General features: G+C 33.6%; 13 protein-coding genes. 10 read left to right on the forward strand and 3 right to left on the reverse strand.

The window, feature by feature from the left end:
• Positions 1-8: 8 nt before the first annotated feature.
• Together ACOMCU_RS15990 and ACOMCU_RS15995 are read right to left on the reverse strand one after the other, a co-directional pair.
• Entirely contained in the window at positions 9-3,242 is a 3,234-nt protein-coding gene (locus tag ACOMCU_RS15990; protein ID WP_421050670.1) for a type IV secretory system conjugative DNA transfer family protein, read from the reverse strand.
• 158 nt (positions 3,243-3,400) lie between these two features.
• Positions 3,401-4,822, reverse strand: coding sequence for a hypothetical protein (locus tag ACOMCU_RS15995; protein ID WP_421050671.1), 1,422 nt, complete (start codon positions 4,820-4,822; stop codon positions 3,401-3,403).
• Between the two features lie 504 nt (positions 4,823-5,326).
• Here ACOMCU_RS15995 and ACOMCU_RS16000 point away from each other — a divergent pair.
• Together ACOMCU_RS16000 and ACOMCU_RS16005 are read left to right on the forward strand one after the other, a co-directional pair.
• A complete protein-coding gene (locus ACOMCU_RS16000) occupies positions 5,327-6,532 on the forward strand; it encodes a hypothetical protein (protein WP_421050672.1) in 1,206 nt (401 codons plus the stop codon).
• Complete coding sequence (locus tag ACOMCU_RS16005; RefSeq protein ID WP_421050674.1) at positions 6,525-7,082, forward strand: hypothetical protein; 558 nt, start codon at positions 6,525-6,527, stop codon at positions 7,080-7,082. The genes ACOMCU_RS16000 and ACOMCU_RS16005 overlap by 8 nt, the downstream gene beginning before the upstream one ends.
• A 663-nt stretch (positions 7,083-7,745) precedes the next feature.
• Here ACOMCU_RS16005 and ACOMCU_RS16010 read toward each other — a convergent pair.
• A complete protein-coding gene (locus ACOMCU_RS16010) occupies positions 7,746-7,871 on the reverse strand; it encodes a hypothetical protein (RefSeq protein ID WP_421050675.1) in 126 nt (41 codons plus the stop codon).
• A gap of 336 nt (positions 7,872-8,207) precedes the next feature.
• On the opposite strand from ACOMCU_RS16010, the gene ACOMCU_RS16015 reads away from it, so the two are divergent.
• The 8 genes from ACOMCU_RS16015 (at position 8,208) to ACOMCU_RS16050 (ending at position 17,721) form a co-directional block, all read left to right on the forward strand.
• Positions 8,208-8,846: a hypothetical protein gene (locus tag ACOMCU_RS16015; RefSeq protein ID WP_421050677.1), complete on the forward strand. Its 639-nt coding sequence runs from the start codon at positions 8,208-8,210 to the stop codon at positions 8,844-8,846.
• An 811-nt stretch (positions 8,847-9,657) separates the two neighbouring features.
• Complete coding sequence (locus ACOMCU_RS16020) at positions 9,658-10,368, forward strand: hypothetical protein (RefSeq protein ID WP_421050678.1); 711 nt, start codon at positions 9,658-9,660, stop codon at positions 10,366-10,368.
• Positions 10,369-10,472: 104 nt separating this feature from the next.
• The gene (locus tag ACOMCU_RS16025) at positions 10,473-11,531 is read left to right on the forward strand and encodes a hypothetical protein (RefSeq protein ID WP_421050679.1); all 1,059 of its coding nucleotides are present in this window, start codon (positions 10,473-10,475) and stop codon (positions 11,529-11,531) included.
• 128 nt (positions 11,532-11,659) lie between these two features.
• A complete protein-coding gene (locus tag ACOMCU_RS16030) occupies positions 11,660-13,069 on the forward strand; it encodes a hypothetical protein (RefSeq protein ID WP_421050680.1) in 1,410 nt (469 codons plus the stop codon).
• A 51-nt stretch (positions 13,070-13,120) separates the two neighbouring features.
• Positions 13,121-14,080, forward strand: coding sequence for a hypothetical protein (locus ACOMCU_RS16035; RefSeq protein WP_421050681.1), 960 nt, complete (start codon positions 13,121-13,123; stop codon positions 14,078-14,080).
• Positions 14,080-14,979 carry a hypothetical protein gene (locus tag ACOMCU_RS16040; RefSeq protein WP_421050682.1) on the forward strand — a complete coding sequence of 300 codons (900 nt, stop codon included), beginning with the start codon at positions 14,080-14,082 and terminating at the stop codon, positions 14,977-14,979. The genes ACOMCU_RS16035 and ACOMCU_RS16040 overlap by 1 nt, the downstream gene beginning before the upstream one ends.
• 4 nt (positions 14,980-14,983) lie before the next feature.
• A complete protein-coding gene (locus tag ACOMCU_RS16045; protein ID WP_421050683.1) occupies positions 14,984-15,790 on the forward strand; it encodes a hypothetical protein in 807 nt (268 codons plus the stop codon).
• Positions 15,787-17,721 (forward strand): ATPase, T2SS/T4P/T4SS family, encoded by a 1,935-nt coding sequence (locus ACOMCU_RS16050; protein ID WP_421050684.1) that lies wholly within the window; start codon positions 15,787-15,789, stop codon positions 17,719-17,721. The genes ACOMCU_RS16045 and ACOMCU_RS16050 overlap by 4 nt, the downstream gene beginning before the upstream one ends.
• Positions 17,722-17,723 lie beyond the last annotated feature (2 nt).

The raw sequence follows: 17,723 nt of genomic DNA on the forward strand, positions 1-17,723 counted from the left end.
CCTCCTTATTAGATATCTTCCTCAATTACCTCATCCGAAACAGAATGATTCCCTGGTATAACAACTTCCCTTTTGTTAGTTCCATTTTGTTTGGACTCAATATGGTTGTTTTTTTCATTTGATTTAACGCTTTCAACAGCTTTTTGTCTAGGTTGTTTACTTTTCTTTATTTCTGGTTCAACTGTAAATAAGCTCATTTGATTATTAAATTTTTCTAGAGGTTGTTTTTGCTGTTCTTCTATACGGTAGTTAGATTTTTCGCTTTGCCTATTCTTTTCATCCAGCATAGGTGGTTCAAACATAGGCGGGATAAAATTGTTTTGAGTTTGTTGTTCCACCATAGTTACATCAGTTTCAATTATGTCATTAGTTTGTTGAACCCCATCATCATAAATTACAGGCACCTCCACATCTTCAGGAGGAAATTCCACCATGTAGTCTAAACTTTCCAATGTATCTTCAGGTGGTACATCATCATCGCTAACACCCATATGATTTAACCATGCAGCTGTATCATCCTTATCAGTATTTTGTAGCGAGTCATTTTCTGAAGCGGAATCGGATTCATTAAACAGTAAATTGGTTGGTAGTTTTGAAGCATCCTTCGGCAATTCAAATCCAAAAGGCAATATCGCTTCTTCACCCGATACTGGTTCTTCACCGCCGTATATAGATATACCAATGTCTTCTTTTCTATCACTTACAACTGGTTCTTCTCCCACTGGAAAAGGAATCACATTATCATGTTTCGCCTCATTCTTCATTATAGGAACTGCTTGAGACTGTAATGGTGGTGACATGAAACCATCATCATTCATAGAATTTTGTTCAAATTCCTTTTGTACCGAATCACCAATTGCTGATACATTCGCCATAAATTTTTCAGGAATAACACTATGGAAGTCTGTTAAATTTAGAATCTCATCAGATGATAAAGGTTCTAGAGTTTCATATCCGGCTTTTACATTATTGGTAAGAGTATTTAGCTTTTCCTGTGAAATGTGATCAGTGATATTAAAGTCATTTTCTACTGTAGATTTAATTTCACTTTCTGTTAAATCCATGAATCGATTAATAAATGCTGATTCATGAACGAACTGCCCTACAGCATGTTTCGGGATACCAATACTATTTCGCTCATTAACTACTTGTACAATCATTTCCTTGAACGGCAACTCTCTTATATCAGTTGTTGAGAAACGAGGTTGAAGTTCTTTTTGTGTATTTAAGCGATATCCCCAAGTTGTTTTTTCACTTGTCATCGGTGATCCAGATTCATTCATCGATTCAATCACATTAATCTGTTCACCAAATTCTTTAGAGAAGTATTCATTATCTTCAACTGGTCCACGGCCAAATACTGTTTTATGAGATGCGTTACCCATAACCGATTTTCGATAAGATTGCCCTACAGCATCTAACTGTGCAATTGACTGCATAGCAATAACTGCGCCGACTTTATATGATCGACCTAACGTTAAGAAGCGTTCAAATGCTTCGTTTGCAAATAGAGGGAATTCGTCAACATAGAACATAATAGGAATACGTTGAATGCCCGTCTCTTTACATTCCTTCGCTCGGCGGAATACAGCACTTTGGAATTGACGTATAAAGAACTGACCAAAAAGTAATGATAATTCATCTAAATCACCTAGTGCAGTATTAACTAATACGACACCGCCTTCTCTAAGGAACTTGTCAGCATCAAATGCTTCTTCTCCGTCATTGCAAACAAATAAACTTTTGAGCATTGAGTTTAAAGCAATTTCATTTAAATACTTTTTGGCACCCGTAACAAATTTGTCTTTCTTGTTTTCAACGACAGGACGTCCAGCATATTTATGATTTGGGGGATAAAGGACTTGTTTAATTTCCTCTTTATCACGAAAAGTTTTATAGTCTAGTATTTCATTTTCAAAATAAGATACGATTTGTTCAAATGAACTTAATTCTGCACGCATGCTTCCTGTTAACGAAGGATCTTCTCTTTTGGAATCAATCGTTTTACGAACGAATTCTACAATATCAGCTAAATAGCGAGGGTCAGTAAACATTTGTTGGATATGAAGAATATTTGTTGTGGTGCCAAATCGAATTTTAGCTAACAATGTATAGGTACTAGCTGCTTCGTTTTGTTGTCCTTTAAAGAATTCATCTTGGTCACCAGTTAAAGCGTTTAATGTACCCTGAAAACCTGAAGCGGCTGACTCACGTGTTCCACTAAATGGGTTGTACTTCATTGACCATGATTTTGTTGGATCAATTACTTTTATTTTCTCATCAGGTACACCAAGCTTCTTGCAGATAGTTAAGACGTCATCCACACCATCACCTTTTGGTTCTAAAAAGATTAAACCCATATCACGCTGCCCAGTGGCAATTTTTAAAATATCCTGTGCAATACGTAATAGTAATGTTGTTGAGGTTTTACCAGAACCGGTGGCCCCAATAATAGCTTCATGTAAGAAACGTTCATTTTCTTTAATGATAATAGGTTTTTTGGTATCAAGTTCAAACCCTACAATTACATCACATGTATCCAGCTTGTATTCATGTGCGAATCTACGGATATAAGGAGCTTCCCATGTCATAAAGTGTGTTTTAAGTAAATCTTTATTTATCATGTAGTCTCGTGCTTGTAAAAATGCTGCAATCGCGCTGAATATGATTGGGACTACAAAAAGAACAAGAATCAATGAGTCTAAATCATCAGTCATGATAATGTCTTTGTAAGGTTCAAATATCCGAACACTCGTTAAGTAATCCAAAAAATAATCAACTGTATACTTTGCAAATGCACACCAGCTAAGAACATGAAAGGGAGCAAGATTAAAAATAGTTGCTCTCCATCTTCCCTTTTTCGTCTTTGACCAATCTTTTAGTATTACTGGGCCACTCTTCTGAGGAATTGAAATTGTACTGTAATGCCATGTGAAATAAGGTAAGAACCATAGTGGTATGAATAACCACCAGGATAGATGGTTTAATAAGGCGAGTTCAAACAGTCCAAATAAATTCATTAACCATGTGAACATAGCTATTGGTAGTAAAACACCCATATTAAACCAGGATAACAGTGAGACAATTTGATAATTCAAGGTCATCCTAACAAATTCTTCTCGCTTCGTTTTCTTAATTGCCTTTTCGAAGCGGTAGTTTAAGAAACCTTCCCGTTCGATTACATAATCACTATCACTTTGAATTGCAACCGGTTGCTTCTCATTCTTTTGCAAGAAGCCCATCATATCCCCCCTTCTTTATTTGAAAAACAAAAAAGCACCGAACCCTAACACCTTAAAATAAATTTAAGGCGTAGGTTCGGTGCTTCCGAACGAACGAATATTTGTTTTTCTTACTCTCAATTATATGTTTCTCATGTCTAAAGTCAAGGCTATTTATGTTACTTAACAATAAATATTGAGTCTTTAAATTCTACTGGTTCTAAGTCTTTATAAAGAATAGGTCTATTAATCCGTAGATCCATCATGAACAATCTTTCATAAAAAAGTGATTCTTCACCAATCTTTAATGAAGAGTCTATTAATACTGGTGAATAAGAGAATAATTCTCTAAATACGACTATTGGAATAACAATATATGTTTCATTTTTATCTGCAGCAGCTTTTTGTAAATGATTAAAAACCTCAATGCACTTTTTCCATTTAAGGGTATTTAATCCTTCAATATTAAAGAATACACAGTAATACTTCCTGTCGCTTGTAAAACGACCGAGAACATCACTTGTTGTTTTGAAATAATCAAATAGTAGTCCATCAGTCAAGGGATCGGAATAAAGAAATGATTGTTGTAGTTCTTTGAAGCGGAATGAATCAACTAAGGGATATTTAAAATCCTTACTGTATTCTATTCTTAATGAAAGAATTGTGCTTTCAAGGTTACTTAGAGTGGAAGCAATGATATTAAAGTCTTCAACAAATTCACCACATACTGTTTTGAAAGCCTTTAAGAAATTAAGATAACGGAGATTCACTTGTAAGTCATTTGTCTTTTGATTGTTATCATAACGAGGATCTTCCAACACAACAATCATTCCTTTATAATACCGAAGTTCATTGTTTAAACGCAGCTCCTTTAAACGGCTGTTTAATCGTTTAAATTTAGCCAGTAATCTTTCTCCATATTCTGTCTTTCTGTCATACTCCATAAAGTAATAAGATAGTTCCCCTTGTGTTGCTATTAATTTACCCTCTTCATCATAACGAGATAGATTTAAACAAATTTCACCATCTGGCTTATACTGCATACTTTCTTTTATTTTTGAATTTCGTGGGGAAGCATGTAAATTATCACGCAAAGAACATATGTTCGTTAACTTCACACCACCAAACACCCATTGCTCATTATCCCTTTCATTTGCTGCGTCCTCTACCTGGCGATTAAGAGCCAAAATACTACATTGAATTTCAGTTTGAAAACGGGAATGTATGTTCTCTAACGGTGGAACCCTCCAGGGAAAGTACCCTAAGTCAAAATCAAATCCCGAATGTTTGTTCTTATCTAGTTCGGTAATCCCCATAAATGAATAAATTTCGGTTTGTCCTTCTTGTGTTAAGTAGTAATACACTTCTGTAGAATCTGAAACTCTATGCTGCTTTATATAGCCAGAGTCTTGTAATAGCTTTAGAGTTTTACTTAAAACCTTACGACCACTTTCGAAGTCTTTATCTTGCCGTGACTTGCCTCTGAGTTCTGGTCTTAAATATCCAAGTATTTGATGAATCTTAGCCATCCGTACCTTTAAGATGAACCTCAATATTTCCAATTGCTTGTTGCTTAATTTCTTATATGTTGGGGGTGCCATTCCTTAATTTCTCCCTTCTGCTTATAACTCCGATTTTAGGGTAATGAAGTTCGGAGTTCAAGTGACGAGTTAAAAAGACTTGACAAAATAATATTGTTTCTGATTTTCATAGGGCGCTGATGTAAGGTGCTTATACAGTGCGCTTGCAGCACTGTATAATGGCACCCTTCATTGGGAATGTTTTGGGAGTGTTATTACTTAGCCCATATTCATTATAAATGAATTTCAATTTTTCCATTTTTACAAGAACAAAACGCTGACTCTTTTAATATCTAAATATGATAAATTCAAACTCTGATTAAAAGTAGAAATCGATTATAGATAATAAATCTCACTTTATTATACAAACAGCATATGTATATTGTGTGTATATTGTCTATATTTTTGTGTGTATTTTGTGTGTATAAAATGTATGTATAATATATTGACGAATGGCAAACTTACCCTTATAATTTACTTAGAAACACATGTTTCAATAGGACAATTATTAGGAGTGGAGATTGTATGACAAAAAAGAAGACTAAAAATGTAGTTAGAAAAGCTGGAGTAGACGGAGGTAACGGTGAACTCAAAGTATATTTCGAGGGAGCAGATGAAGGACTAGCCATCCCAACTGCTGAACTTATCGTAATTAATGCAAATGGCAAGGGTAACTTCCTAGCTACAGATGTTGTAACACCTAAAAATATTCATGAACATTTAGATATTACCTTTGTTTCTTCCAAAGCTTTAGCAAAAACTAATGAACGTTACCATATTGGGAAAAGAACGCTTAAAAATATGGGTGCAAAACCTAAAGAAACTCCCAAACATGCACAAAAACATACTTCTGAAATTGTAGCAAGAACAGTCCTTGCAGGATTGTTAGTAGATGCGGTTAGAAATAATCCTGAAAGTAAATCAATTACAGCACATTATGATTTAGATTTAGCTTTACCTTTAAATCAAATTGATGAAGAAGCTTTCCAGAAGCATGCAGAAAGATTTATTGGAACACATGAAATGAAATTCCATTACCCAAATGGAGAAGAATTAACTGTAACCATTGTTGTTGAATTTGCAATGACTTTACCTGAAGGTGCGGTAGGCTCTTATGCAATAGTTTATAATCAAGATGGTAGTTTGAAACAATATACAATTGTTGAAGATATTAATGATGAAAATCCAGAAGGTACTATAACTGAAGTGACTTTTGATGATAGAGAGTTATTATTGGGTGATATAGGAGCAGGCTCTTTAGATTGTGCTGTAATGAAGGGTGTTGATTTTGATTACAGCAACTCTGAAGGATTTGAGTTAGGAACAAAAGAATCGGTTAGTAAAATTCGTACTGAATGGAATAAACTACAAAAGCAAGATCAGATTAATTCATTAACTCAGTTCACAGAAATTTATAGCAACACTGAAATCTTCAACTCAGCGAAATTGCAAAATTTTTCTACTATGTATTTAAATGATGATGCGATTGTTATTGCGGATAGCTTAAAGAGCATATATGAAAAAATGCCTTCAAGAGCACGTATTGTATTGTACGGCGGTGGCGCGATTTTATATAAAAATGCTTTACTACCGTTACTAGAGGAGTACAGTGATAAGGTAATATTTGCTTCAAATCCTAAATTTACAACTGCAGAAGGATTACTGATATTTGCCCTTACTCCTGCTTTTGAAGAGTTGAAAAATAATTACTTAGAGGCAATAAGTGTCTAAGCGTAGAACAACCAAATATGAACATGGGGATCGCTATCAGGTCTATATAAATAGAACTGTAGATGATGAATTATTATCTTTTATTAATAAACAGTCAGATATATCCGGAGCTAGCATGTTAGGATTGATTGTACTTTATCAGTTGTATGGGATGACTGATATTGATGATTTATTGCCAAGAAATTATAGAGTAAATGCACAAGTACCGAATTTTAATATAAATATTCCTAATAGTATTCCTTTCCAACAGGCTAGTGTATCAAAGGCTCAAGTACTAACTGCAATCGAAGAAAATGTTAAAGTTGAAAATATAGAACGAGTAGAAGCAGAATCTACTCGTTCTATAGTTAGGCCTTCATTGTCAGATAAAGAAAAGCTAGATAATGATATAAAAATCACAAACGAAAATACACCCTCCCCTGTTCAGAATGAAGAGTCAACAAAGAATATCGAAACAATACCTGATAGTAAGGGCAAAGGTTTAGATTCGATAAACACTAGTTCCATGATGCATTTTGGTAAAATGAGCAAACCAAAAAAAGATAATTAAAAGACACCGTACATTAGAGTGTACGGTGTCTTTTAATGAATAAAGAAAGCCAAACCTATAGTCATTATAATGGTGAAGCAGTTTATAGCATAAATGATTTCTGCATCCCAAATCTTACTACAAAGTCCCTCTCCAATATAAAAAGACAACTTAACGTTGTTCTGTTTCAAATTTGTAAGTTTTCAAGCGTAGCTGCTTGTCACCTCTAGTATTACAAACGTTCTCTAAAAGAAATCTAAATGAGGGTTACTATATTATTGACTAATGAATTCGCTCTGGAAAACAATCATAACTAACAACCTATCGTCTAACAAAACAAGTAGCGTAAAACTTTTCAATCATACATGTAAAAGTAATTTTATGTAAGAGTAAAGCGGAATTTATTACCACTGAAAATGAAGAAGTTGTAAATAGTTCTCCCTCTTCTATTGGCTAGCTACCTATCCCCTACGGCTTTTAAAGTACATATTTTATCCCATACCCTATAAGAAAAATTAGTGATTTATCTCTTGCCCAGTAACCCACTGGGCAAGGATTAAAATCCAATATCGAACTCAACAGAGCTTTTAGGGAGGACTAGTTATTTTCAATCCAATGGGTGTGAGTTATGTAAACAGCATTCTAAATTTTCCATGCTGCTAAAAAAAGACGATATATAAATTACTATTTTGTATCCTTATTTCTCCCCTTTTTCTCCTTCTTATTTTCTTCTTTCTTTTGCACTGGAAACCCATACTTTTTAGTGTGAGCACGTACACCATCAATCAGACTTTTTTTCTTTGCTTCCATTATTTATTCTCTCCTTTGTAAAACTAATCTTTAAATCTTATCAGTATTCACTTCCATAAAAGCCTTTACCCAGTAGCCTAGTGGGCAAGAGATATCAGTTCATATCTTCTATTACTCAGGGTAATGGGGAACTGTGAGTTGTAATCAATTTCTAGCTATTATTAAAACTAACAAATGAGTTTATGAGTTTCCCTCACCCATTGTAAATCCCCTTTCACTACTAATTATGGCCACAGAAATTCTCTTTTATACTCATACACTAAGAGATATATACATACTATGGAATTACATCTTGCCCACTGGGCATATTGAAGACATTTAGAAATGGGTGGTAATATGCAACTAACCAAGAAACGTAAAGTAAGATGTGATAAAAAGGAGAATATAAAACCAACGATTCTATTAGATGTTAAAGCAGCGATAAATCGACTTGCATATATAACTGACACACCGGTAAAAGATATTGGGGAGTACTTATGCAAAGAGGCCCTTAGAAGCAAAGAAATTATTGGACTCATTTCTAAGTATTTAAAGAGAGATATAATTGTAGATAATACTTTCTATAGAGGAGATCGACAGAATCCATCCATAAACCGCAGAACAGATGCTGGAGAATGTGAGAGAATAACAATTCGAGTCACAACTGAGGTAAATGATCTAATTGAAGATTTAGCATATTCATTAGGATGTTTTAAGGCACGAGCTAGTGCAGCACTCATTGAATATGCAATTAATGATTATGGTATTGTAGATGATTTTGTTCGAGGTTTTTTAGAGGAAGGCATAGATAAACAAAAAATGAGAGAGCTGAAGAGGCTTATGAAATTTGTAAATGAAAATGATTCAAACACTGAATTCACATGGGCTTCTTTGTTATCAGTTATTGTAGATGAAGTTAAAGTTAACCCCCTACTCCATAATCCTGAGAAAGTAGTAGAAGAATATTTGATAAATAACTGGAGAAATAATAAATAACCCCCCTCTTTCAAAAAACCACATCATAGGTGGTTTTTTTTTACCCCCCTACTTCATTTTTACATACAATATAAGTATGATATACATATATTTTGTGTGTATATCATACACACAAAATATGAAAACGATTATTTTATACATATAAAGTGTGTATAAAAAACAATAATTTATCCGTACAATATACATATGTTTTATGTGTATATTGTACGGATGTTAATCTATCATTAGTATACTTTTAAATTAACGTTAGACTAATTGAATACTTTAACATTAAAAAATCTTGGTTATTGAAGATGAAATAATATATTGTTACATTATCGTATTCAATTAACAATAATTATTAGATATATTAATCCGTACAGATAAGATAACATTAGTATATTCAGAGTGATTAATGTGAATTAATAGATAAGACATCGATAATATAATTATAATAGATTGGTTATCGGTAAAATATTAATTGTTGATAGATTGATTAATTGGATAATGATAGATTAACTTAATTCGAAATATTAAAGTAATTATGTATTAACGATATGATATTGTGTGGTGAATGAGATAACGGGGAGATATATTAATGTCGTATCTTGCTTTAACGTTAGTTTATTCAGTTAATGATATTTGGTTTATTAGATAAAGGTGAGTTAATTATCTGGTGGTAGAAATAACTTGGTTAATGTTAACGATATTGGTTGTTCAGGATTATCATTATTTATGACTGAAAGTCCTTTAATATCAAGCGTTTGTTGATTATCGATAGCTAAATATGATATCTTATTCTATATAAGAGTTATAGAGAGGAGGGGTACAAGTGACTAATGAAATAACAATAATTGAAGAAGATAATAAAACAGATCAACCAGAAGTTGATTATCTACAAACTTGGAAAATAACCGAGTTTACAGAAGTTATGAATGAAACTTTTAAACAAAAATATGATGAAGAATTAAATATTACTGTTAATACAATTAATAATTATTTTAGAGAATTAGAATCTGCTGAAATACATTACTTAAACAGGATAAATGGTATAAAAATTTATGATCCAATGGATTTGAATATTGCAGAATTTATTGCTTGTAAGCGCTCTAAGAAGCAGCAAAAGGGAATTACTTGGCAATTACCCCAAATTTTCGAGGCGATAAGTAGGGATTTGCCTTGCCGTCCGAAGCCAGATGCAGAGACAAGTTCTAAGGATAATGCTCTTGACATTACTAAACAATTAGAAGAATTTAAAGATGCTATAATGGGCGAGGTCAATAAGAAGTTTGATATTCAGCAACAGCTTCTTGAAATGAAACAGGATAATGCCAAACAAGTAAATCGAACAATGCTTGAAGTAATGCAAAAACAGAATGAATTTAAAGCACTTGCACGAGTTGAATGGGATAAAAAATCATCTTCAGAAAAGTATGAGGGATTTATTTTTAAAAGGGAAAAAATAAAAGAGCGTGAACAGTATATAGATGATTATGTAGATAAAAAGTTCATGGAGTGGATTTTAGAACAAACCAAAGGTTGAATTCGGTAATCAATTCCAATAAACTAATAATATTACTAGCGAAGCACGCAGTAAATCTCAGTAGGGGATTGCTGCGTGCTTTTTTGTGTGGAAGGGGATAATAGATGGGAAATTCTAATGAAGAAGTAGAAACAGAAGAAATTTTAAGTGATAAGCAACAGGGAGAACCAAATGGTCATTTTTATTTAGCTTATAAACCCTATGATTTCTCAATAACTTGGGACTGGAAACATTCTCTATTTGCGAGGGTAGGGTTTCTGCATGACGATGTTTATCATCCGTTTATAAGACACATTAAAACAACAGCAAGGAAACAGGAGATGCGTATTCTACATTTGAGTGCGGAAATGATTCAGGATGATTATCAAGATAAAGACATAATTAACCTATATGATTTTGAATTATTACCAACTGAAGAAGGTCTCAATGAATTAGAGGATACAAGAATGAAATGGGTTCAACTGTATCTTAAAATGTTGTGCTATATAAACGGAAAAGATCGCGCTCAGTTTATACCGCAACTAAAGTATTTTAGAACTCAAGAAGGGCCATTAGCTGGATATTTGAGATCAATTGATGAAATGCCGACATCTCCAGATAAATCAATTATATTAAAGCACTTAGAGAAACTCGAAGAGGTCAAATGGGGAATTAGGTATAATGAGAAAAATGGCATAACGGACTTTTTGTATCACATTAAGGGTTCGACATTTAATGAAAAACTAGAATCCTTCTTTTTAGGTGCTTGGACAATTATGAATGTCCATCATGCAAGAGATTTTAACGATGAAAAAATGGAAAATTTATTAACACTTATTCAGCTTAGTAAGAATTTTGTATACCCTTCGTTAGATCAAACGGCAAGGTCAATTATTGAGGAAATAGTACAATTACTTGCTGACTTAACAATGATAACGCTTGATGAAGTTCTTATACAACAGAGACACGCTTTGTTTATTCAGTCGCCTCAATTGTTCCCTAATAACTATCCGCAAGTAAGTCATATGTTCTACGGTATTGATTATTCGCCGGACTTCAATTTACGTTCGATGATACCGGATCTAAAACCTTTAATTCCTAACGAGGCTGTATATAGAAGCAAGGTCGTGACAAATGATGGGAAAGAATTTGTAAGAAAAGTATTTTTGGCTATTGAAACCTAAAAAGGTATATGCTAATATAATTCACATAAAGCAACCAAATTAAATATCTAAAAATTTACAATGCGAAGCACGCATTATCCTTTAAAGGGGGTAATGCGTGCTTTTTTGTTTTTTTAAGGAGGGATTTAATGAATCTTATTATCGCCACTTCAAATACTGAGTTTGCGAAGTCACTAAGAGATAATTTAAAAAACGATAACTGTAACGTTCTCGATATAGTGTCTTGTGTAGAAGACTTAATCACTAGTATGAGCGAACATTCGGAAAAAGTTGATGGAATTCTGCTTAAAACGGACCTAGCCAAAAAAAACGATGATTATCGTCTTGAAGTATTAAGTGACGTTGTTCTAAGTATTCGAAAAACGCCCCAATTCGAAAAAGTTATCTTCACTGTATTGTCTGATTACGCAGAGGGTCATCCACTACTAGCTGAATTTTTTGAGATGGGTATTTACAACTTCTTTACGAGAAATGGAATTGAATTCACAATTAATCATTTAGTCGATTCTTTCAATACTCCAATGTCATTCTCGATGGCATTGAAGTATAGAGCTGCGAACAAGGAGATTCCATGGCGTAGAGATCTTACTAAACCTCAATCTCTTGAAGTTAAATTTATCAGCTCAGAAAATGGGTCGGACAAAGATGCAAAAGTCAATGGTGAGGAAAGAAACGTAAGAAATAAAAATGAAGAAAATGTAGAGCCAAAGAAACCAATCGATTTACTATCTAAAGCTAAAACTTCAAAGTCTAGTATAGCTTTTCCTAAATTTTCGGTTGGTGAAAAAATTCCATCAAAAGATCAAATAAATGATGATTGGATTTTTGAAAAAAGTGAGTCATCGAACATTTCAAAAATCCCTGTAGTAGGAACTGTGATAATAGGTGTTGCCTCTGTAGAAAAGCATCTAGGAGCTACTAATACAGCAATAAGTATAGCGAAATTCATAAGTAAAGCTGGAAATAATGTTGCATTAGTTGAGGGAAATAAGAATATGGATTTTGATCGTATGCATTCGCTCATTGAAGGAGAAAAAATAACGTTAAGTGAAAGTGAATTTAACTACAAAGGTTTTACGCATATCAAGTATCGAGATGATATGGATTTAGGGAAAATCTACACTGGCTATCAATTTGTAGTACTTGATCTAGGTGATATACGTAATTCTCCATTTAGAAATGAGTTCAATCGTTCACATATTAAATGTGTTATTGCTTCAGCCGATGAATGGAAATTTCATTGGATAGAAGAATTTATGTTAAACATTGATGCAACAGATGATCTTGTTCTTTTAATACCAAGTAGTGATTATAAGGCTGCAAATGACCTCGAATCAAGGTGGAAAAAACATGTAGTGTATCCTCTTGAAAAGCATTCGAATCCGTATGAAGTGCCAGAAGAATCGGGGGAAGTGTATGAACAGTTATTAAGAATATATCTAGATAATCATGGATTCCGAATCAAGAAGAAACATTTACTTTTAACGGCCCTATTAGGAGCGCTAATTTCGGCAATAGGTTTTATATTCTTCATTTAACTAATAAGAAAAAGGTGGTGAATCCTGTTCGATAACGAATAGGGAGAAAATTTGGGTATCCGACTAAAGACGAAGAAACTAATTTATGCTGGTACTGCAGGATTTATGTTAGCTACGACAATTGGTAGTGGCGGATTTTATTACTGGCACAACAAAGAACAAGAACGAGAGCTTGAATTAATCAACAAATATGAAAAACAGCTAGAAGTTTTGGAAAATACAGCTGCACAAAATTTTACTGCTTATGCTTTAAAAGCAGATATTGACAAAGGAACTACGATTACGCCTGAAATGTTAACACCCGCTTCAGTTTCAAAGGCCGCGGCAGCAGCAGATACTATTAGAATTTCAGACTTAAAAAGAGATGAAAAGTTTGTTTATCAAGCAAAAACTAACATGAAAAAGGCAACTGTTTTGGTGCAATCGATGGTATACGACACGGAAAACATAACTAATGATACTCGTGAAGCTGAGTACAGTTTTATTGAATTACCATCAAATATTTCTACTGATAGTTACGTAGACATTCGTATTAAATTCCCTACTGGTGATGATTACGTAGTGCTTACAAAGAAACATTTAAAAAAGCTATCAGGTGTAACAACTTGGTTTAATATTGGCGAATCTGAATTACTTACAATTAGCTCTGCTATTGTAGATGCTTATCTTAACGGAGCAAAGATTTATGCTATTCCATATGTTGATGAACACATGCAAGAGAAGTCAACAATGACTTATCCAATTAAACCAAATGTACAAGAGTTAATTAGAGAATCACCGAACGTTGTAAATCTGTATGAAATGGAATTAGAAAAGCTTAATCGCGGTCGTCTGGAGAATAACTTGCGTGATTTGAGTGAAGAACAAAAAGCAAAAATCCAAGATGGTGATCAACAAGTGCAATCTAAGGTATCAGAAGAAAATGCTAAATCTACTGAAGAAGAACGGTTAAATGCAATAAACAATCAAGCTCAACATCAGCAGGCTTTGATTGGAGGCGACAGTGAATAATGAAACTAATACAATTACTAGGTTCAAGAAGTAAGTCGGATTTTGCAATTTATCTGGGACATACAATTGCAGCTATGGAGAAAAGAGTACTAATTATCGATTCGACAAATAATAACGAGTATTTACACTCTTATATTCAATTAGAAGAAAAAGAAAGTCTATACGAATTTCAAGATGTTGAAATACTTATCAATACAAAATCAATGAAAGAACTAGTTGAAAAACTCGCCAATTCTAATGAAGAATTGGAGAACTTTGATTGCGTGATTGTTGATTCAAATGACAGTAAGACTATCTTTAACGATTGGCCAAAATTCCACCATGTTCTATATATAAGCGATAATACTCGTTTTACTATAACTCAGGATGTTGAAATACTTAATGACTATGCTGATACAACTGGGAACACAATACTTCAAAGAATTCATTTTGAATCTGCGTACAAAATCCCAAACGACTATTTAGATTTATTAATTAATAATCGTATTGAATTTAAATCAGTATGTGAACCTCTGGAATATGATGATCAAGAGCATAAATTGCGTAATTATATGCAGCATGAAGCCGTTATTCCTTATAACAAATTACCAAAAGATTATAAGAAATTATTAAAGTCAGTTGTAATAGAAATGTACGACATTGGAAATAAGGATTTTGAAGCATCAACAAAACGTGGACCATTAGGTATGCTCTTTGGCCGCTTCAAAACCAAAGCTCAAAGTGAACAGAAACAGAATTCTAAATTAGACATAGAGCAAGAAGTTCTGGAAGTGCAGAATCAACCAAGATTAGTTCTAAACAATGTCTCTCACAATCACAAATCGGAATCATCAGAATTTGATAAATCAAGCGACAAAACAACTAACAGCAAAAAATCAAAGGAAGTAGTAGGAGGGTGATCAAATGGGAAAGACAATAGTTAGTTGGTCACCAGTTCATGGACAAGCCGCGACAACTTCAAATGTAGCAGCATTAGCAGCTCACTTTGGGTTGAAGTACACACATCAATCGTTAATTACACATACTCAATTAACACATTCAACCCTAGAGACACTATTCGGAAAAGAAATGACGACTTCTAGAGGGTTTGATAGTGGAATAGAAGCTTTAGAAAGATTAACTAAAAGCAATCTATTAAAGGCTGATGCGGTAAGGGATTATACAGAAACTGTATACAAAGGTCGCTTAGATTTACTTGGTGGGACTCAAAACCAATCCTTGGAAACACCCCAATTATTAGAAGTTTTACTTAGTGTAACTGAAGATGCTTATGATCTCGTTTGGATTGACGCCCATTCTGGAACAAGAAGTAATACTTCGAGGAGATTACTTAATAAAGCAGATATTGTAATAGTAAATTTACCCCAAAATCGTTATGTATTGGAGCAATTTTTTTCTGGCGAGGGTTTTCCCAATGAGTTAAAGGAAAAGGAAATCATTATTTTAATAAGCCAATATGATAAACATGTCAAACCGGGGATTCAAAAGATAAAAAGCAAATACAGCAAGAAATATCCAGTATTCCCTGTAAATTATTCAAGTAAATTTAAAGACGCTTCAAATAGTTTTGGTATTACGGAACTGTTTTACCGTGTTACAAACTCTAATAAAGGTTTGGATATGCAAGATTTTATTGATTCACTTGCAAAAGTGAATAAGTATATCGCGAAAAAACTGGAGTTGGAAGATACAGAGGAGGATGATGAATGAACTATTCGCTAAATCTCCTTATTATCATCGGCATTTTATCATTAATACTCTTTCTAATATTAATGAAATTAGTGCAAGCCAAAAAAGATAGTAAGATTTTGGATGTAAAAAAAGTAGTAAACAAAGAAGAGTATTCTGTTTCAGCATTACAAGAATATATAAGTGACAAAATGGTCGCCGACACTACCAGCAATTTATACGAAGATGGGTTAACTGAAGAAGCATTTAATCGTAAAAAAAGACGAAGAAATGAATTAAAGGAGGCTCTTAAAAACTGTAATACTGGTAATCTTTCAGCCAAAATATTAGTTCGTGAACACATTTATGATTTCTTAAAGAAAGGTAAGAAAATAGATGAAACGACTATTAACTTTGCAATTCCATTTAATATTCCATCGAAAATGACACCTCGTGAAAAATTCGAAACTGCACTATACGTAGTTTCTAAAACTGAGGGCTACAACGCTTTAGGGTGGATAATTGAAACGTTTAAATTGGATGTGCCTAAAAAGGATGGAGAATATCGTGTCTTAGCCGAAGAGGTGAACACCATTTATGAACAAATTGTCCTTAACTACCCATTGAAATTCGAGGATAAGATGCGAGTCTTATCGCAAAGAATTTATAGTCATTATAAAGGCTTTGGAATTATTGATGAAATACGAGACATGAATATTGATGGGACATCAGGTGGTGTATCTGGTTTACCTGAGAGATTAACAAATCTTATGAATATTGATGATCCTTTTTATCCAGATAACACAGATGGTTCTGAAATAGATAATGTGTTTGTTGACCACGTTTCAAATCAAGGTGAATTTACAGTTTTAAATAGTTCTTGGATTATGTACAGAGGGAAGACAATTCATCTTTCGTTCCTATCTTTTGAACATGAAGCTGAGCTTATACGTGTAACTAATAATGTTTATAAGTATGGGTACCCTGGACAACTTTCTGAAACAAAGCCAGCAATTATCAATGAGATGGCAGACGGATCTCGTGTAACAGTAATGCGACCAAAACTAACGGAATCATGGGCTTTCTTTATCAGGAAAAAATTCAACTCTCGTAAGGTGTCTGTGAAAGAACTATTTCAACAAGAAAACAGTAGTCTACTAATAACAATGCTTTTGTTTTTAGTTAAAGGTAATCGAACTCTTGCTGTAACTGGTTCTCAAGGTAGTGGTAAAACAACGCTTTTAATGGCTTTGGTGGAATTTATAAATCCAGCACTTAATTTACGTGTTCATGAGACTAAGTTTGAGCTAAATTTAAGAAATCAATATTCGGGTCGCAATATCCTATCTTTACAAGAAACTGAAACATACAGTGGACAAGATGGCTTGGATTTAGGGAAAAAGACTGACGGTGATGTAACTATCTTAGGAGAGGTTGCCACTGACCCTGTTGCAGCATGGATGATTCAATCTGCACAGGTAGCTTCATTATTTACTTGGTTTACGCACCATGCCAAAACATTTCCGGATTTGGTATTTTCACTTCGAAATTCATTATTAAAAACAAACATGTTCAATGACGAAAAAATCGCGGAGCAACAAGTAGTAAGTGTTTTGGAATTTAATATTCACATGAGGCAAGATAAAGCGACTGGCGAACGTTACGCTGAAAGAATTACAGAGTGTGTACCAATCACTTATCAAGACGAGAAATCTTCTTTTGAAGCATTAAAAAATGTAGCAGATCGCGAATCGAAAATGGATTTACTAATTAATTTAGCATCTACTTTCTTCCATCAGCGAACACAGACAAAACAGTTTGTCGAAAATACAATCTTAGAATACAGAGATGGTAAGTATGTAGCAGTAAATCGAATTTCTGACAAGAAAATTGAAGACATAAAGCTTGAATTATCAAAGGAAGATCGAGAACAATTCGATGCATTTATTAATCAATATTGGGGGGCGGCATAAAA

This window comes from Lysinibacillus sp. UGB7, from assembly GCF_049058285.1.
In the GTDB taxonomy this organism is placed as follows: Bacteria; Bacillota; Bacilli; order Bacillales_A; family Planococcaceae; genus Lysinibacillus; species Lysinibacillus sphaericus_B.